The organism is Veillonella sp. 27098_8_77 (assembly GCF_041431535.1).
In the GTDB taxonomy this organism is placed as follows: domain Bacteria; phylum Bacillota; class Negativicutes; order Veillonellales; family Veillonellaceae; genus Veillonella.
The window spans coordinates 31,957-50,193 of record NZ_JAPVXW010000010.1 but is presented as its reverse complement, the minus strand read 5'-3'; the positions used below and the strand labels follow the sequence as shown (position 1 = coordinate 50,193).

The 18,237-nt window shown below is 40.9% G+C and carries 15 protein-coding genes; 14 read left to right on the top strand and 1 reads right to left on the bottom strand.

The features are described from left to right. Positions 1-199: 199 nt before the first annotated feature. Positions 200-3,943, bottom strand: a complete 3,744-nt coding sequence (locus O3617_RS07045; protein ID WP_371449307.1) for a phosphoribosylformylglycinamidine synthase — start codon at positions 3,941-3,943, stop codon at positions 200-202. 247 nt (positions 3,944-4,190) lie between these two features. Between O3617_RS07045 and O3617_RS07040 the strand changes: the two genes are divergently transcribed. The 14 genes from O3617_RS07040 to menH all read left to right on the top strand — a co-directional run bounded on the left by O3617_RS07040 (position 4,191) and on the right by menH (position 18,233). Next, the gene (locus O3617_RS07040; RefSeq protein WP_005377632.1) at positions 4,191-5,096 is read left to right on the top strand and encodes a LysR family transcriptional regulator; all 906 of its coding nucleotides are present in this window, start codon (positions 4,191-4,193) and stop codon (positions 5,094-5,096) included. Positions 5,097-5,209: 113 nt separating this feature from the next. Beyond that, a complete protein-coding gene (locus O3617_RS07035; RefSeq protein ID WP_302745844.1) occupies positions 5,210-5,785 on the top strand; it encodes a xanthine phosphoribosyltransferase in 576 nt (191 codons plus the stop codon). A 32-nt stretch (positions 5,786-5,817) separates the two neighbouring features. Beyond that, complete coding sequence (locus O3617_RS07030; protein ID WP_371441845.1) at positions 5,818-6,270, top strand: hypothetical protein; 453 nt, start codon at positions 5,818-5,820, stop codon at positions 6,268-6,270. Between the two features lie 9 nt (positions 6,271-6,279). Next, complete coding sequence (locus O3617_RS07025) at positions 6,280-6,720, top strand: hypothetical protein (protein WP_371441844.1); 441 nt, start codon at positions 6,280-6,282, stop codon at positions 6,718-6,720. Positions 6,721-7,107: 387 nt separating this feature from the next. Continuing rightward, positions 7,108-7,599 carry a 5-(carboxyamino)imidazole ribonucleotide mutase gene (gene purE, locus O3617_RS07020; RefSeq protein WP_371441843.1) on the top strand — a complete coding sequence of 164 codons (492 nt, stop codon included), beginning with the start codon at positions 7,108-7,110 and terminating at the stop codon, positions 7,597-7,599. 24 nt (positions 7,600-7,623) lie between these two features. Further along, positions 7,624-8,352, top strand: coding sequence for a phosphoribosylaminoimidazolesuccinocarboxamide synthase (purC, locus tag O3617_RS07015; protein ID WP_119982252.1), 729 nt, complete (start codon positions 7,624-7,626; stop codon positions 8,350-8,352). A 14-nt stretch (positions 8,353-8,366) separates the two neighbouring features. Then, positions 8,367-9,785 carry an amidophosphoribosyltransferase gene (gene purF / locus O3617_RS07010; protein WP_371449305.1) on the top strand — a complete coding sequence of 473 codons (1,419 nt, stop codon included), beginning with the start codon at positions 8,367-8,369 and terminating at the stop codon, positions 9,783-9,785. Beyond that, positions 9,772-10,833 (top strand): phosphoribosylformylglycinamidine cyclo-ligase, encoded by a 1,062-nt coding sequence (gene purM, locus O3617_RS07005; RefSeq protein WP_371449303.1) that lies wholly within the window; start codon positions 9,772-9,774, stop codon positions 10,831-10,833. Before purF ends, purM begins: the two co-directional genes overlap by 14 nt. Continuing rightward, complete coding sequence (gene purN / locus O3617_RS07000; RefSeq protein WP_371449301.1) at positions 10,826-11,446, top strand: phosphoribosylglycinamide formyltransferase; 621 nt, start codon at positions 10,826-10,828, stop codon at positions 11,444-11,446. Before purM ends, purN begins: the two co-directional genes overlap by 8 nt. A gap of 8 nt (positions 11,447-11,454) precedes the next feature. Further along, positions 11,455-12,984: a bifunctional phosphoribosylaminoimidazolecarboxamide formyltransferase/IMP cyclohydrolase gene (gene purH, locus O3617_RS06995; protein WP_371449299.1), complete on the top strand. Its 1,530-nt coding sequence runs from the start codon at positions 11,455-11,457 to the stop codon at positions 12,982-12,984. 8 nt (positions 12,985-12,992) lie between these two features. Further along, positions 12,993-14,255, top strand: a complete 1,263-nt coding sequence (gene purD / locus O3617_RS06990; protein WP_371447191.1) for a phosphoribosylamine--glycine ligase — start codon at positions 12,993-12,995, stop codon at positions 14,253-14,255. A 171-nt stretch (positions 14,256-14,426) separates the two neighbouring features. Further along, positions 14,427-15,569 carry an isochorismate synthase gene (locus O3617_RS06985; protein ID WP_371449298.1) on the top strand — a complete coding sequence of 381 codons (1,143 nt, stop codon included), beginning with the start codon at positions 14,427-14,429 and terminating at the stop codon, positions 15,567-15,569. Positions 15,570-15,636: 67 nt separating this feature from the next. After that, positions 15,637-17,376 carry a 2-succinyl-5-enolpyruvyl-6-hydroxy-3-cyclohexene-1-carboxylic-acid synthase gene (gene menD, locus O3617_RS06980; RefSeq protein ID WP_371449296.1) on the top strand — a complete coding sequence of 580 codons (1,740 nt, stop codon included), beginning with the start codon at positions 15,637-15,639 and terminating at the stop codon, positions 17,374-17,376. Next, the gene (gene menH, locus O3617_RS06975) at positions 17,373-18,233 is read left to right on the top strand and encodes a 2-succinyl-6-hydroxy-2,4-cyclohexadiene-1-carboxylate synthase (RefSeq protein WP_371441835.1); all 861 of its coding nucleotides are present in this window, start codon (positions 17,373-17,375) and stop codon (positions 18,231-18,233) included. Before menD ends, menH begins: the two co-directional genes overlap by 4 nt. The last annotated feature ends 4 nt before the right edge of the window (positions 18,234-18,237 follow it).

Sequence of the window (18,237 nt, the reverse complement as noted above, 5' to 3'; positions counted from 1 at the left end):
ATGTATATACATAACTAACCTCATCCATGCGATGACGGTTTAATTAATTATATTGACATCTTATAATACAGTTTTTTTCGAAAAAAATCAATATATCGATATATGTCAATGTGATATAACTGTGATAACTTTCACATATTAGAATGTATGTTGTGAAAGTTTGCAAATATAGCCCATTCCGAAGAATGGGCCATATAGATTATTTAAAGTATTTTACGCCGGATGTGAAGATTGGCATTTCTAAGTTGCCTGGAATATTTTTGCTAATATCTGCACCACAACGTTCGGAGTGCGCCATTTTACCAAATACGCGGCCATCAGGGCTATAAATGCCTTCGATAGCAGCTACGGATTGGTTAGGATTAAAGCGCCCATCCATGGATGCAATGCCGTCAAAGTCAACATATTGTGTAGCAATTTGACCAGTTTTATTGAATCCCAATACTTGTTGTGGGGAGGCAATAAAGCGACCTTCACCATGAGAAATAGGAACTGTATAAATTTCGCCAGCTTTAGCTTCACACATCCAAGGAGATTTTGTAGAAATAACCTTAGTGTTGGCCATACGGGATACGTGGCGTCCAATGGTATTGTATGTCAATGTAGGGTGATCTGCCGTTAATGTTTCAATATGGCCACCAGGCAATAGACCTAATTTAATCAATGCTTGGAAACCGTTACAGATACCGAGAACTAGACCATCTTGTTTATAAAGTAGGTTTTCGAGGCCTTCTGCAAGATATGGGTTACGGAATAGGGTAGCCATGAATTTACCGGACCCATCTGGTTCATCGCCACCACTAAAGCCACCAGGAAACATAAGAATTTGAGACTCTGCTAATTTAGCTTTGATTACGTCAATAGATTCTTTTAATTGTTCTGGCGTTTGGTTGCGAATCAATACGATGTCGGCAATGGCACCAGCTCGTTCAAAGGCACGAGCGGAATCGAATTCGCAGTTAGTACCAGGGAATACAGGGATAAGTACCTTTGGTTTGGCGCCTAAGGATGTACTACGAGGTTTTGCGTGTTGATCGTGAATGTAGGCTACTGCTTCACCGGTACCAGATTTTGCTTCCAATGGGAAGATATCCGCTAAAGGTTTTTCGTATGCTTTTTCAACTTCATCAAGTGTTACAGATTGTCCGTTCCATTCGATAACAGGAGTATCTTGGGTAACTGCAATAACGCGAACATCGGATAATTCAAGTAAATGGTTAACCGCTGTAATATCTACTTCTACGATGAAAGAACCAATAGCCGGTTGGAAAATTGCTCGTTCCGCATATTTGTCGAATTTAACGCCAATTTTATTGCCGAGAGCCATTTTGGAAATTGCTTCAGGGATGCCACCTTGGTCTACTACATAGACAGAGTATACGCGGCCTTTTTCGATTTCCTCTTGTAAGATATCACAATTTTCCTTGAAGTGATCCCAGTCAGGTGTATCGTTGTACGTACGAGGTACATCAAAGTATACGAGTCGATGGTTAGGGCCTTTTAAATCTTGGCTTACAATATTTTTTACAGGAGCTGTTACCGCTGCGAAGGATACGAGGGTAGGAGGCACTGTTAAATCCATAAATGTACCACTCATGGAATCCTTGCCACCAATGGCACCGATTTCAAGTTCTTTTTGTGCTTTATACGCACCTAGGAGTGCAGCGACTGGTTTACCCCAAGATTCTTTGGAGTATAAACGTTCAAAGTACTCCTGTAATGTTAAGTATGCATCTTGACGACGACCGCCGAGAGCTACTAATTTAGCAACGGATAATAGAACTGCATATTGTGCACCATGGTATGGACTCCAAGCGGACAACTCAGGTACAAAGCCATGTGTCATGATACTAGCTGTTGTCGTTTCACCGTGAAGAACTGGTAATTTTGCCACCATACCTTGGGTAGGTGTTTTTTGATATTTACCACCAAATGGCATGAGAACCGTATTGGCCCCAACTGTGCTATCAAAGCGTTCTACTAAGCCTTGTTGAGAAGCAGTGTTTAATGTAGATATTGCTTCGAGCCATTGATCTTTGAAATTGTCGGCACTGGCAGAACCGCGGCGGAAATAAGATTTTTCAGTAGGAGCTGTTACTACAGCTTCTTGTTGTTGACTTGCCCCATTTGTATTTAAGAAATCACGACTGATATCGACAATTGTTTCTCCGCGCCATGTCATGATGAGGCGATTTGTGTCGGTTACATCCGCAACGATTGTGCATTCAAGGTTTTCTTCATCGCAATACTTCATAAATGCATCTACATCAGCTGGTGCAATGACACAAGCCATACGTTCTTGGGATTCGGAAATAGCGAGTTCTGTACCATCGAGGCCGTCGTATTTTTTAGGCACTAAATCAAGGTTGATGGTAACGCCATCTGTTAGTTCGCCGATGGCTACGGAAACACCACCAGCACCAAAGTCATTACAACGTTTGATGAGTGTTGTTACCTCAGGGCGACGGAATAGGCGTTGAATTTTACGTTCTGTAAGGGCATTCCCTTTTTGAACCTCTGCACCACATGTAGCGAGGGATTCTAATGTATGTTCCTTAGAAGAACCGGTAGCACCACCGCAGCCATCACGACCCGTTTTACCACCGAGTAGTACGATGATATCACCTGGTGTTGGTACTTCACGTCGCACTTGATTGCGCGGAGCAGCACCGATAACAGCACCGATTTCCATACGTTTTGCCACATAACCTGGATGATAGTATTCCTTAACTTCGCCAGTAGCAAGACCGATTTGGTTACCATAGGAGGAATAGCCACGTGCGGCTTCAACAGTAATCTTTTTTTGAGGTAGCTTGCCTTCTAGTGTATCGGCTAGTGGTGTGCGAGGGTCTCCGCTACCAGTGATGCGCATAGCTTGATATACATAAGAACGGCCACTTAAAGGATCGCGGATACAACCGCCAAGGCATGTGGCAGCACCACCAAAAGGTTCGATTTCAGTTGGGTGATTGTGAGTTTCGTTTTTGAATAGTAAGAGCCATTCTTCTTCTTTGCCATCTACATCAACGGGAACGATGATAGTACATGCATTGATTTCTTCGGATTCATCAAGGTTAGTAAGGCCACCTGCATGACGCAATTCTTTTACAGCTAATGTGGCCATATCCATGAGAGAACGAGCTTTCACCTTAGTTGTATATAACAAATTGCGACCTTCAGTGTATTCTTCAAGGGCTTCCTTAATTGGTTCTGTGAAACGGCTATCTTCGATAGTAATATCCGTTAACTCTGTCATAAATGTAGTATGACGGCAATGGTCGGACCAATATGTATCGAATAAGCGAATTTCTGTAATCGTTGGATTGCGTTTTTCTACATTCTTGTATTGCTCTTGAATTAATTTGATATCCGCCAATGTCATAGCGAGTCCATATTCGCTAATCATATCTTGTAGTGCATCGTCTGACATTTCTGTAAAACCGTCGATGATAGCTACATCTTCTGGCTCTTCTAGCTTAAGTGCCAAGGTATCAGGTAACTCGAGACTTGCTTCTCTAGAATCAACAGGATTGATGTAATACTGTTTGATTGATTCTTTTTCTTCGTTTGTGAAAGTACCTTCTATGACAAATACTCTTGCACAACGAACGGTATGACCTGTTGTAAGTGTGAGCATAGAAATACATTGCTCCGCACTGTCTGCACGTTGATCGTATTGCCCTGGTACATATTCGATAGCAAAGACAAAAGCATTTGCTGGAATATCTAATGTTTCTGCTACTAAATCAACAGGCGGTTCAGAAAAAATCAAATGTTTAGCCTTTTGTAATGCGTCATCGCTAAGATTTTCTACATCATAACGTTCATAGATTTGCACGACTGTAGCTGGTACATGTAATTCTTGCTGTAATGTAGCTAATACATGTGCTGCTTCATTAGCAAAAGCATCACGTTTTCTTACAAATAGTCGTTGAATAGCCATATAGCCTCCTGTAATATGCAGAATAAATGAGTTCTGGTGTTGACAAGATAAGTATAGTCGGTCTAGACTTATAAGTAAAGATAATCTTACTTATATAAAGATTAATGCTACTTATAAATATGAAGTTTTCATGAAGGTCATAAGACCAAAATTTCATAAACCGTAACAATAATATCTTGTTTTGAGTAAAAAGTAGAATATTAATGATGTATTACTATACTATTAGTATATAACAGAGGAGGATAAAATGGCAGTATCAGCAGATCTATATAGATCATTTTTAGGAGTTGGGTTGTATTTGTCATTTTCTCGCGCTGCAAAAGAGTTAGGTGTTTCGCAGTCCGCAATCAGTCAAAGTATTAAACAATTAGAAGGCGAATTAAAAATGCCTTTGTTTGTGCGCACTACTAAATCGGTAGCATTTACGCCAGAAGGCAAGGAATTATTCGATACAGTAGCAAAAGCATTTTCTATTTTAGATAATGGAATTACGCAATTACAAGAACGGGTGAATCAAGCTTACGAAAGTTTGAATATTGCCGCTACAGATACACTATGTCGTCATTTCTTGTTGCCCTACTTTCATAAATGGCAATTGCAAGAAAATCAAATTGGATTACATATCATAAATAGACCATCTCCAGACTGTGTGGAAATGGTCATCAATAAAGAAGTGCAGTTAGCTGTAGTCAATGACTACGAGGGTTTGCGTAGCAATACACAATTAGAGGTTACCACCTTGGCAAGTATTCAAGATATATTTGTAGGTGGCCATGAATATAAAGGGGCAGGCTTCTTTGATCAAGGTCGTTTGCTTAGCGAGCCAATGCTTTTATTACAAAAGGGCACTGCAAGCCGTACCTTCTTTGATGAAGTAACGCATGGTGCTTGTAGTAAACCTCGCTTTGAATTGAGTAGTGTAGACGTTCTCCTCGATCTTGTGGAAATTAACATGGGGATCGCTATGTTGCCAAGTAATGTGGTGCAAGAAAAAATGCAAGAAGGGACGGTTGTAAAAATCGATACCGATATTCCTGTGCCAACGCGAGATATCGTACTTGTACGGTCGCGGCTCGTTCCACAATCTGAAGGGGCTGCTAGATTTACAAATTTACTGACTAATCGTGAAGATAAACGGGACAAAGTTTTATAAATAGGAATTACAAACACACTTTATTCTTTTTTTCAATAAAGTGTGTTTTTTTGTTGACCCTAAGCGTTGATTTACGTTAAAATTTAAAGATAGTTATGCGGAGGTAAAACGAAATGGAATTATTAAAACAACGCATTCGTGAAGAAGGTATTGTCTTAAACAATCGTGTATTAAAAGTTGATAGTTTTTTGAATCACCAAATCGATCCACATTTATTTAAAGCTATTGGTAAAGAAATTGCTGACCGCTATCGTGATGCTGGTGTTCAACGTATTGTTACCATTGAAGCATCTGGAATTGCCTTGGCATTGATGGCTGCTCTTGAACTAGATGTGCCATTAGTATTTGCTCGTAAGAAAAAATCTATTCTTATGGTCGATGATGTATATCATTCTGTTGTATATTCTTATACAAAAGAAGAAAATTATGACATTACAATTTCTAAAAAATTCTTGCCAGCAGGCGAAAAAGTTTTAATTATTGATGACTTCTTGGCATCTGGTGAAGCAGCTATGGGGCTTGCTAAACTTGTAAAAGATGCAGGTGATGAAGTGGTTGGTATGGCAATTGCTATTGAAAAATCTTTCCAACCAGGTCGTGAACGCCTAGAAAATGCTGGTTTCCGTGTTGAATCTTTAGTGCGCATCAAAGAATTTAAAGATAATAAATGTGTTTTTATAGAGGACTAGTCCTATAGTTTTTTGCGGAGAGAGGTAGAATAATGAACGTAAAAGCTGAGAAATTTGATGTACTAGTAGCGGATATTGAAAAATCTGGTAATAAATGGTTTACAAAGGACGTTATTAAAGGCGATGAATACAATACGGTTGTATACCATGGTCGTTTAGAAATTCATGGTAATTCTTTACCTGTGTTTATTGTGTTGGATGACTCTGTATTCTCCTATATTCGTGTGGCAGTTACGACAACAAGCATTACAGATGCAGCCATTAAAAAAGTATTGCCTAAATTGAATGAGCTTAACCAACAATTTAAGGTAACAAAATACTATGTAAACGATGAAGACAGCAATATTTACACTGATATTTCTGTGCCATCTACAGCTGAAACATTTGAACCAGCAGTATTGGTTAATCTTATGTTAGAGGTTATTAAACCTCATTTAGATGAAGTTCATCCAGAAATTTTGAAAATCGTAGGACAAGCAAAATAAGAGGTTAGTATGAATCCTAAAGCATTAGCCTTTGATAAATTTATGAAGGCAGAAGAAGTAACGGCTTTTGAGCGTAAAGATTTTGATGATGAAGACGGTACAGTCGTATATCGATCCTATATTAAATCACCGCTTTGGGATATGCCGATGTTCGTAATCCTAGATAATAGTATTTATAGTGTTATTCGTTTGGTTCTTGGACCTGAAAAGGTTACTGCCCGAAATATGGCGGCTATCAACGCATTGATAAACCGTGAAAATGCAACGTATAAGAATTATAAATTCTATATTGATGAACAAGACTCTACATTATATTTAGATTGCGTTTACATGTGCGCTAATGATGAGTTTATCCCAGAATTGATATATGCCTTAATGACATCGATTGTGGATTATATTCCTGAAGCCGTTGGCGATTTAAAAGCTGCTTTTGAAAGCAATATACAATAAAATATATTCCCATATATCTTGAATCATAGATGTTAAGATTAAAGGGTAGTATTCAAGAGACTTCCATACAAATGTATGGGAGTCTCTTTTTGTATCAATGTACATTCGTACATAATAATTATTATTCGTATCATACTGTGTAATTTTTAATATAATTATCACATAGTTCGGAATATAACGAACAATTATAAAAACTAATATAATTATTATTCGAAAAACGATTGACCGATAGAAATTGGTCTGATACAATTTAGATACAGATAAGGAGGCGTTATCATGAAGAGACATATGAACCTAACATCCGTTACTATTATGACTATTTCTGCTAACGCTATCAGTGCGTAAACTCGGCCTTTTTAGGTCGAGTTTTTTTATTAAGGAGGAACAATGAAGGTTGGCATTATCATGGGCAGTAAATCTGACCTAGACACGATGAAGAAAGCATCTGCTATATTAGATGCATTCAATATTCCTTATGAAATGGTGATTGCTTCTGCGCATCGTACACCAGAGGCTGTTAAGTCTTTTGTGGAACGCCTTGAAGCAGAAGGGGCTATCGCTTTTATCGCAGGTGCAGGCGCTGCAGCCCATCTACCTGGAGTGGTGGCAAGTTTTACAACCGTACCTGTTATCGGTATCCCTCTTAATGCTACAGCATTAAAGGGCATTGATTCCCTCTTGGCAATCGTACAAATGCCTTCTGGTATGCCAGTAGCAACAATGGCCGTAGATGGTGCAAAAAATGCTGCATTATTTGCAGTACAAATCGGTGCTACTTTTAACAAGGATCTAAAAGAAAAATATGTTGCCTATCGCAAAGATATGGCTGACAAGGTTTTAGCAGATAATACTGCATTACAAGCAGAATTAAATAAATAATTATTACATAGGAGGATTACTATCATGGCTAATATCGATTTGGAAAAATTAACACTTTTATACGAAGGCAAAGCAAAACAAGTGTATCAAACAGATGACAAGGAAACATATATTGTTCACTACAAAGATGATGCCACTGCATTTAATGGTGAAAAACATGATACTATCCTTGGCAAAGGCGTATTGAACAATAAAATTTCCTCATTCTTCTTTGAATTGTTGAAAAAAGAAGGCGTTCCAACACATTTCGTTCGTCGTGAAGATGATCGTAATCAAACAGTATTGACGTTGAACATTGTTCCTCTAGAAGTTATCGTTCGTAACATTGCTGCTGGCTCTATGGCTAAACGTTTTGGCATTGAAGAAGGTACACCTCTTAAACATCCAATTCTTGAATTCTGCTACAAAAATGATGAACTAGGCGATCCATTTGCTAACGAATCCCAAATCACAGCTCTTGGTTGGGCTACGCAAGAACAATTGGATACAATTTCCGAAATTACTATGAAGGTAAACGATATCCTTAAAAACTTCTTGGCCACTAAGAATGTAACATTAGTCGATTTCAAACTTGAATTTGGTACTCACAATGGTGAAGTATTGCTTGGCGATGAAATTTCTCCTGATACATGCCGTTTTTGGGATGCAACAACGGGTGAAAAACTCGATAAAGACCGTTTCCGTCGCGACCTAGGCAATATCGAAGAAGCTTATAAAGAAATGTTATTCCGCTTAACAGGCGAACGTGCATAACCTGGGGGTTATTGATGAACTACGATCCGATTTTTGATAAATGGCATGAAGAATGTGGCGTCTTTGGTGTGTTTGACCGCACCATTGATGTTGCACGATATGTGTACTGGGGATTGTTTGCCCTTCAACACCGCGGTCAAGAAAGTGCAGGTATCGCTATCACCGATGGTAATGAAGTGGCTCTAAAAAAAGGTATGGGGTTATTGACCGAAGCAATCAAGGAATTGCCTACATTGAAAAGTCATATGGGGACTGGCCACGTGCGATATTCTACGACTGGCTCTAATAATCCCCGTAATATTCAACCTCTCGTAATTCATTATCAAGGCGGTCAAATTGCAGTAGCTCACAATGGTAATTTGACGAATGCTCTCGGTATCCGCCGCCGATTAGAAGCCGATGGTTCCATTTTTCAAACAACTATGGATTCAGAGGTTATCGTAAACTTAATCGCTCGTTCTAAGGCTGAAACGCAAGAGGAACGCATTGCTGATGCAGCTCGACAAATCGAAGGGGCCTTTTCCTTGGTTATTACAACTAATGACTCTCTCGTTGGGGTTCGCGATCCTCAAGGCTTTAGACCGCTTTGCTTAGGTAAGACTGAGCATGGCTATGTTTTATCTAGTGAAAGCTGCGCCTTTGATGCTATAAGGGCTGAATTTATTCGCGATATTGACCCAGGTGAGATGGTTATTATCGATGATCGTGGCGTGCGTAGCACAATCTATGCAGAACCTCAAAAAATTGATAAAAAACTTTGTGTCTTTGAATATATTTATTTTGCGCGCTCCGATAGTAAAATCGATGGCCAATCTGTATATGAAACACGACTCAATATGGGACGTGAACTATATAATGAAACTAAATATGATGCAGATATCGTGATGTCTATTCCAGACTCTGGCACGACGGCTGCTCTTGGGTATGCTCGTGCATCGGGCATCCCTTTCGCAGAAGGTTTGATTAAAAATCGATATAGTGGACGTACATTTATCAAACCTAATCAAGAGGAACGGGAACTAGCTGTGCGCATGAAACTAAATGCTATGCCAGAGGTTGTAGGCGGTAAACGCATTGTATTAATCGATGACTCTATCGTGCGTGGTACCACAAGCGGCCTTATCGTTAAGATGCTAAAAGAGGCAGGCGCTAGGGAAATCTATATGTGTGTTAGCTCGCCGGCTATCGAATATTCTTGTCACTATGGTATTGATACATCGGTTCGTAAAGAATTGATTGCGGCCACACATACAATTGAAGAAATTAAAGATTATATTAAGGCAGATAAATTGCATTATCTATCAAAAGAAGGCTTGTGCCGAGCTGTTAGCGGCGTGCCAGAAGCGGATTTATGTTTCGCTTGTTTCAATGGTGATTACAGGGTAAATGTACCTACAGAACAAGAGGAAGGGGTCAAATATGTGCTCGAATAAAACAGGATTAACCTATCGTGATGCAGGTGTAGATATCGATGCCGGTAATAAAGCCGTAGAGTTGATGAAAGAATCCGTAAAAAGAACATACACAGCAGGTGTTGTAGGTGATTTAGGCGGCTTTGGTGGCCTTTACTCCTTAGCAGGTCATTCCATGGAAGAACCAATGCTCGTATCTGGCACAGACGGTGTTGGCACAAAATTGCGCCTTGCTATCATGATGGATAAACATGATACGATTGGCCAAGACTGTGTTGCCATGAGTGTAAATGATATTCTTGTGCAAGGGGCAACACCTCTGTTCTTCTTAGACTATGTAGCGGTTGGTAAACTTGATCCAGTACAAGTCGCTGATATCGTACGCAGCGTCGCTAATGCTTGTGAAGAGTCCGGTTGTGCTCTCCTTGGTGGGGAAACAGCTGAGATGGCTGGTTTCTATGGTGAAGGTGACTATGATGTAGCAGGTTTTGCCGTAGGTATTGTAGATCGCCCTAAACTAATTACAGGTGAACATATTAAAGCTGGTGACGTTATTCTTGGTTTGCCATCCTCCGGTGTTCATTCCAATGGGTTCTCCTTGGTTCGTAAAATCGTTTTCGACCACAAGGGTTTCTCCATAGATCAAGACATTCCAGAATTTGGTAAAACCCTTGGCGAAGAACTATTAACACCAACACGCTTGTATCCTAAAGCTGTATTACCGTTGTTTAAAGAAAACTATATCAAAGGTATGGTTCATATCACAGGGGGTGGTTTCTATGAAAACATTCCACGCGTACTACCAAATGGCGTAACTGCTGAGGTAGATTGTGATACATGGCCACGCCTTCCTGTGTTTACAAAGTTGCAAGAATGGGGCAATGTGGATTGGCATGAAATGTACCGTACATTTAATATGGGTATCGGTATGATTCTCATCGTCGATGCCGATGATGTAGATACGGTGAAAGCTAATCTTGAAAGCCGCAATGAAGCGGTATATGAAATTGGTCGTATCGTTGCAGGCGAAGGTCCTGTTGTCGTAAAAGGGGCGGTATTTAATGACTAATTCCGTGTCTAAAAAGCGTCTTGCTCTATTTGCTAGCGGTAGAGGCTCAAATGGCGAAGCCTTGTACAAGGCGATGCAAGAGGGCCTTATCAATGGCGAGTTTGTCGTTATTATTACAGACCATGCAGATGCAGGTATTGTAGAACGCTCTAAAGGATGGGGCATTCCACTCATTGCTATTGAACGTAGTCAGTTTGATTCAAAGCAAGCCTTTGAACAAGCTCAATTGGATGCTCTTGATTTGTATTGTGTTGATGGCATTGTATTGGCAGGCTACATGCGTATTGTAGGGGCCGGCCTTATTGCGCGCTATGAGCATAAGATTTTAAATATTCATCCCGCTTTATTGCCATCCTTTCCAGGGCTTCATGGTCATCAACAGGCTATCGATGCGGGTGTAAAAGTAACTGGTTGTACCGTTCATTTCGTAGATGCCGGTATGGATACAGGACCTATCATCATGCAAAATACAGTTCCTGTATACCCTGATGATACAGAGGATACTTTGTCCGAACGATTATTGCCCGTAGAACATGCGACCTATCGTGAAGCACTTCGCTTGTTCTGTGAAGATGCATTGCGCATAGATGGACGCATTGTACATTATATTTAGGAGGAACGATGATTCAAAACGCATTACTTAGTGTTTCTGATAAAACAGGTATTGTTGACTTTGCCAAAGGTCTTGTAGAGTTAGGGGTAACTATCTATTCTACAGGTGGCACGTTGAAAGCTATTACTGATGCAGGCGTTCCTGCAAAGGCTGTAGAATCTCTTACTGGTTTTCCTGAAATGATGGATGGTCGTGTAAAGACGTTACATCCAAAGGTACATGGTGGCATCTTAGCGATTCGTGATAATGCAGAGCATCAAGCCGCTATGGAAGAACATGGTATTTTGCCAATCGATTTAGTGGTAGTCAATTTATATCCTTTCCGCGAAACGATTGCAAAACCAAATGTTTCATTAGACGATGCTATTGAAAATATAGATATTGGGGGCCCGACTATGGTGCGCTCCGCAGCTAAAAATAATGCGTATGTAGGCATTGTAGTTAACCCTAATCACTATGATGAAATTTTAGACATGCTTCAAACGAATGGTGCATTGACAAAAGAGTATCGTTTTGCCTTAGCGAAAGAAGCCTTTGCCCATACAGCCGCTTATGATACAGCAATTGCTAATTATATGAGTGGTATAATCGGAGAAGGCCCTACACCTCCTGAATATTTAAGTGCTTATGAAAAGGTTATGGACCTTCGTTATGGCGAAAATCCACATCAAAAAGCGGCTTTTTATAAAGAAATTGGCAAGGCTCACGGCATGGGGGCATTGAAGCAATTGCACGGTAAAGAATTATCTTATAACAATATCGTCGATATGGAAGCTGCGTGGAATATGGTATGGGAATTTACTGATCCTGCGGCATGCATTATTAAACATACTAATCCATGCGGTGCCGCAACCGCAGCCACATTGCATGATGCGTATGTCAATGCCTATGAAGCCGATTCCGTATCCGCTTTTGGTGGTATCGTTGTGTTGAACCGCGAAGTTGATGCGGCTACGGCAGAAGAAATGAGCAAAATTTTCTTAGAAGTCATCATGGCGCCAGCTTTCACAAAAGAAGCCCTAGATATTTTGGAAGCGAAGAAAAATATTCGGCTCATCGAGTTATCTAAGCCTGAATCTGGCCAAGTGACTGTGAAAAAGGTGTCTGGCGGTATGCTCGTACAAACGGAAGATGACATCGTAGAAGACCGTGCTAATTATAAGGTTGTTACAAAGGCGCAACCTACAGAAGAACAATGGAAAGCGCTTGAATTTGCATGGAAGCTTGTAAAACATGTAAAATCCAATGCTATCTTAATCTCCAATGAAAAACGAACACTCGGTGTTGGTGCCGGTCAAATGAACCGCGTTGGTTCTGCTAAAATTGCCCTTGAACAAGCTGGAGAGGCTGCAAAAGGGGCTGTTCTTGCATCTGATGCGTTCTTCCCATTTGGCGATACCGTAGAAACCGCGGCTAAACATGGTATCGCGGCTATTATACAACCGGGTGGATCTATCCGTGATGAAGAGTCCATCAAGGCTGCTGATGAAGCGGGCATTGCTATGGTATTTACAGGCATTCGTCATTTTAAACATTAGAGGTAATTATGAAGGTTTGCGTAATCGGCAATGGGGGCCGCGAACATGCTATTGCGTGGCGTTTATCCATTAGCCCCAGTGTAGAAAAGGTATACGCTGTACCTGGTAGTGCAGCTATGAAAAATTGTGCAGAATTAGTCGGTATCGATTGGTCTCATACGGATCATCTGATCCGTTTTTTGAAAGATAATAAGGTGGACCTTGTTGTTGTAGGTCCAGAGGCTCCTCTTGTGGCAGGCCTTGCGGATGCGTTGAATGAAGCGGGAATCCCTGTATTTGGACCTTCTAAGGCGGCTGCTCAACTAGAAGGCTCTAAGGTCTTTGCTAAAGATCTTATGAAAAAATATAATATCCCTACAGCTGCTTACGGCGTATTTTCTAACGCAGATGAAGCTAAACAATTCATCGCTAAAACTGGCGCGCCTATTGTGGTGAAAGCCGATGGTTTAGCAGCTGGCAAGGGTGTTGTTGTGGCTATGACTATTGATGAAGCCAATGCAGCCGTTGATGATATGCTCAGTGGAAATCGCTTTGGCGAGGCTGGTAGTACTGTTGTCATTGAGGAATTTATGGAAGGCGAAGAAGCTAGCCTTCTTGCCTTTGTAGATGGGAAGACAGTGGTTCCTATGATTGCATCTCAAGATCATAAGCGTATTTTTGATGGCGATAAGGGCCCTAATACGGGTGGTATGGGAACCTATGCACCAGCACCTGTGCTAACTGATGCGTTGCGAGATGAAGCAATGAAGACTATTTTAGAGCCTATGGTAGCAGCCATGGCAAAGGAAGGTATGCCATATGTGGGCTGTCTTTATGCAGGTCTTATGATTACCGATGAAGGTCCGAAGGTGGTGGAATTTAACGCCCGCTTTGGGGACCCAGAAACCCAAGTAGTATTACCATTGTTGGAAGGTGATTTAGGCCAAATTATGATGGCCTGTGCTACTGGTACATTACAGCCAAACATGGTGAAATGGAAAGACTCATCTGCTGCCTGTGTTATTCTTGCTTCAAAAGGTTATCCGGAAACATCCTCTAAGGGGGATGTCATCTTAGGTGAACTTGTACAATATGATACATCCATTATTTTCCATTCCGGAACGAAGCTAGAAGGAGACCATTATGTTACAAATGGTGGTCGTGTTCTTGGTGTTGTAGGACTTGGTAAGGACCTACGAACTGCTTTAGACCGTGCCTATGAGCGCGTAGATCATATTACATTTAAAGGTATGCAATATCGTAAGGATATTGGTGCAAAAGCTTTCAAATAATACATAATCCCCTATACTATATGCGTATGCAAACGGTGTAGGGGATTTTTATTGCCTATAATTTAGTATGTACCCGTGATATAATAATATCGATATACATAGAAACACCAATGTAGATGACATTGGGTGATGTAATAGAGTCTGTTTTCTTTATAATAGCGATATACCATTATGATTTATAATAAAGAACCGTTACAACTGAATAGTCCTGTGGCCTTTTGGCTTAATTTCCCCAATGAGGAACGCGTTTTTTGGGTGGACCGGCAAAGTGATCGTATTGTTGTAGGCGCTAAACGTCTAGCTACAGTTAAAGATGATGAGGACCGCCATAATTATGCGTACGTATTTTATGGGGATACTTTTTTTGACACATCAAAGGATCCTAAATGGTCGGGAATGGGGCATGAAATGATTGCGTTCACCCATTACTACATCGTAGAAAATGGGGAATCCTTTTATTTGCATGCTGGTGAAAGCGTTAGCATAGAAGATATTGAAGTGCCTCATATTCGTCATAATTTCCGTGAAACCAGTGATGATAAATCTGATTGGGATAATTTGATGAGTGCTATTTCGGATGGCATTAGTTATGGGGAGATGACAAAGGTAGTTGCATCCCGTGAGGTGCAATTTACAAGTGATACACCGTTTAATGTGGCGAGTATCTTGGCCAATTTGGTTGAAAATAATCCGAACTGTTTTATCTTTGGTTATGAAAAGGATGGGCGTACTTTTGTAGGGGCTTCTCCAGAAATTTTGGTGCGTCATCGTGGTAATGAAATCCTTAGTTATGCACTAGCTGGAACAGCACTAAAGGACGGACCTCATGCATGGACCAAGGAACAGTTATTAACAGACGAGAAAAATCTGTTTGAACACAATATCGTTCGAGATCGTATTGTACATACGATGAACGAGGTCACTCAAGATATTTCTGTTGGTAAAACGGAGATTATGGAGCTTGCCCATCTATATCATTTGAGAACTATCATAACGGCTAAGGATAGTACAAAGTCGCTTATTGAATGGGCGAAGTTATTACATCCTACACCGGCTCTTGGGGGAGAACCAAGAGTTAAGGCGTTGACCTTACTACAACAATATGAAGCGCACGAGCGTGGTATGTATGCCGCTCCGTTTGGCTTTATGAAGGATATGGGGGATGGCATCATTGTTGTCGCTATTCGATCTGCGCTCATTATGGATAATGTTCTATATGCGTACGCCGGATGTGGTGTAGTTGCTGATTCCGATGCGGATGACGAATATATAGAAACGAATAATAAAATGCGTACTATACTAGATGCTTTATAAATGGTATAGAACTAGTACGGAATAACTATGATGAGAAATAACCCCATCTATATTACGGAGAAATTACATGAATGAATATATCGCTACCTTGGTAGATGAGTTCGCCCAATTAGGCATCACGCATGCCGTGTTTAGCCCTGGTTCTCGCTCTACAACAATGGCCATGTTATTTCGTGAACATGGTGATTTTGAAACCTATATGAATATTGATGAACGGTCCGCAGGGTTCATGGCGTTGGGCATTGCTAAGGCCCATAGAAAGCCTGTAATTCTCGTATGCACATCGGGTTCAGCGGTGGCACATTATATGCCGGCCGTACTAGAAGCACAATATAGCGGTGTACCCTTGATTATTTTGTCTGCCGATCGACCTCATACATTGCAACATGTAGGGGCTCCACAAACGGTGGATCAACAAAAACTATTCGGAACAGCCGTTAACTATTACGAAGAATTAGCTGTACCACAACAGGACCATTACTATACATATCCACGCCTAGTAGCTCGGAAGGCCTACATGAAGGCTATGGATGTGAAAAGGGGACCGGTGCATATTAATGTGCCACTCTTTGAACCATTGGTACCGGAGTTAGATAAAAAACATTTTGATTGTGGACGACTTCCATTTTCTGTTGTGGGTGGAACGATTCAACCAAGCGATGTGCATGCTATGTATGATCTTCTTAAGAATACAAAGGTTCTTATATTGGCTGGCCCAAGTGCCTATCCTAATGACATAGAGGCTATTCTTGCTTTGTCCTATATGTTCAATGCACCGATTTTGGGCGATCCCTTATCTAATATGCGTAGCGTTCGTGATGAACGGGTCGTCACATCCTACGATGCAGTACTGACACAAGAAGCGTATTGTGACGTGTTACAACCAGATTGCATTTTACAGATTGGTCAGATGGTCGTATCTAAACGTGTTCAGCAGTGGGTGGCATCCATGCAACATACACCAATCATATCTGTTAGCCCCACAATGGACTATACGAACCCTGCAGGAAACACAACACTCTTTGTACAATCGATGCCACAAGGTTTGGTTGCTGCACTGAAAATAGGGATTCCTGAGCTTCATGCAATGGAAAATGAGGGATATGCAGAAGGTGCTTATGAGGAACTCGATACAGCGGATAATGGTTATCTAGCTACGTGGATTCATGCAGACGAAGTAGGGCGTAAACAACTCGATACAGTTGGTCGAGAACAGGAACTATTTGAAGGACGTACAATTCATCTCTTACAAGAACTGTTACCACCACACAGTCAAATTGTAGTTGCCAATAGTATGAGCATTCGAGATATGGATTATTTCTGGTCTGGTAATCGTCACAGTGCTATTATCTATGGTAACCGTGGCGTTAACGGTATTGACGGTACCGTTTCTACAGCCCTTGGCATCGCTACAAATGGCATGCCTACCGTATTGCTTACGGGGGACTTGACCTTCTTTCACGATTTGAATGGCCTTGCCGTGGCGAAAACGCACCCATTAAATTTAACCATCATTGTTCACAATAATGATGGGGGTGGCATTTTTGAATATTTGCCACAAAAGGGAACGCCCCATTTTGATTACTTATTTAGTACTGCACAAGGCTTAGACTATAGTGGCCTTGCAACCCTATATGGTATCGATTTTGTACGCGTTGCAAGCAATGATGAATTGAAAAATGCGTTACAAAACTATGTAGGAAAAGCAGGTGTTCACGTCATCGAAATCCCCACATCTAAAGAACGAAGTAGGGAATTACATAAACAATATACGACGATTCCTACAAACAAGGAGGACCGACTATGAGCCAATATGCTTGCAGTATTATAGATAACTCCATATACAATCCAGCACTTCGCATGTATGTCGATCTTGGTGAGTATCGATATGGGGTGACGGTAGCTGGCGCCGGTAAACCTCTTGTGTGCTTACATGGCTTTTCTGAGTCAGGCTATACATGGGATGGCATCGTTGTACCGGGCTATCAGCTTATCCGCATCGATACGATTGGCCATGGAGATTCGGATATACCAGAGGATGAGAGCGCATTTTCTATTCCTACCATGCTCAATGATTTGCATACAGTGATTTCCGCCGTGGCTGGAGAAAGCTATTCTCTTATGGGCTACTCCATGGGTGCACGATTAGGATTGCTTTATGCTCTTGAGTATGGTTCAGAAATTGAAAACCTCATTTTAGAAAGTGGTTCTGTTGGTATTGAATCGGATGGAGAACGACAAGCGCGTAAAGAATCAGATGATCAATTGGCACTAGCTATAGAAGATAATGATGGACATTGGTTTGCCACTAAATGGTCGGAAATCTCTATTTTTGAAAGCCAAAGCCAGCTTTCACCAATCGTACAAGATAAGTTGTTTCAACGTCGTGCACACAATAGTCCCTATGCATTAGCAGCTACATTGCGAGGCTCAGGACAAGGCGTTATGCCATATGTAGGCCATCGATTACAAGAATTATCTATGCCATCTCTATATATTAGTGGCGCGTTAGATACAAAATATACTACAATAGGAGAAGAGCGGTTTAGTAATTTACCAAACTGTGACCATGTCATCGTCAATGGGGCGGGACATAATGTACATTTAGAAAAGCCGGGCCCGTTTATGACGGCCTTAGCAGATTTTTTATATAAAGAAAGGTAACATC

Excerpts from the sequence above, each read along its gene's own strand:
- O3617_RS07045 (WP_371449307.1), bottom strand. The coding sequence starts at position 3,943 with ATGGCTATTCAACGACTATTTGTAAGAAAACGTGATGCTTTTGCTAAT.
- O3617_RS07030 (WP_371441845.1), top strand. The coding sequence starts at position 5,818 with ATGAACGTAAAAGCTGAGAAATTTGATGTACTAGTAGCGGATATTGAA.
- O3617_RS07035 (WP_302745844.1), top strand. The coding sequence starts at position 5,210 with ATGGAATTATTAAAACAACGCATTCGTGAAGAAGGTATTGTCTTAAAC.
- purM (WP_371449303.1), top strand. The coding sequence starts at position 9,772 with ATGTGCTCGAATAAAACAGGATTAACCTATCGTGATGCAGGTGTAGAT.
- O3617_RS06985 (WP_371449298.1), top strand. The coding sequence starts at position 14,427 with ATGATTTATAATAAAGAACCGTTACAACTGAATAGTCCTGTGGCCTTT.
- menD (WP_371449296.1), top strand. The coding sequence starts at position 15,637 with ATGAATGAATATATCGCTACCTTGGTAGATGAGTTCGCCCAATTAGGC.
- O3617_RS07025 (WP_371441844.1), top strand. The coding sequence starts at position 6,280 with ATGAATCCTAAAGCATTAGCCTTTGATAAATTTATGAAGGCAGAAGAA.
- menH (WP_371441835.1), top strand. The coding sequence starts at position 17,373 with ATGAGCCAATATGCTTGCAGTATTATAGATAACTCCATATACAATCCA.
- O3617_RS07040 (WP_005377632.1), top strand. The coding sequence starts at position 4,191 with ATGGCAGTATCAGCAGATCTATATAGATCATTTTTAGGAGTTGGGTTG.
- purF (WP_371449305.1), top strand. The coding sequence starts at position 8,367 with ATGAACTACGATCCGATTTTTGATAAATGGCATGAAGAATGTGGCGTC.
- purE (WP_371441843.1), top strand. The coding sequence starts at position 7,108 with ATGAAGGTTGGCATTATCATGGGCAGTAAATCTGACCTAGACACGATG.
- purD (WP_371447191.1), top strand. The coding sequence starts at position 12,993 with ATGAAGGTTTGCGTAATCGGCAATGGGGGCCGCGAACATGCTATTGCG.
- purH (WP_371449299.1), top strand. The coding sequence starts at position 11,455 with ATGATTCAAAACGCATTACTTAGTGTTTCTGATAAAACAGGTATTGTT.
- purN (WP_371449301.1), top strand. The coding sequence starts at position 10,826 with ATGACTAATTCCGTGTCTAAAAAGCGTCTTGCTCTATTTGCTAGCGGT.
- purC (WP_119982252.1), top strand. The coding sequence starts at position 7,624 with ATGGCTAATATCGATTTGGAAAAATTAACACTTTTATACGAAGGCAAA.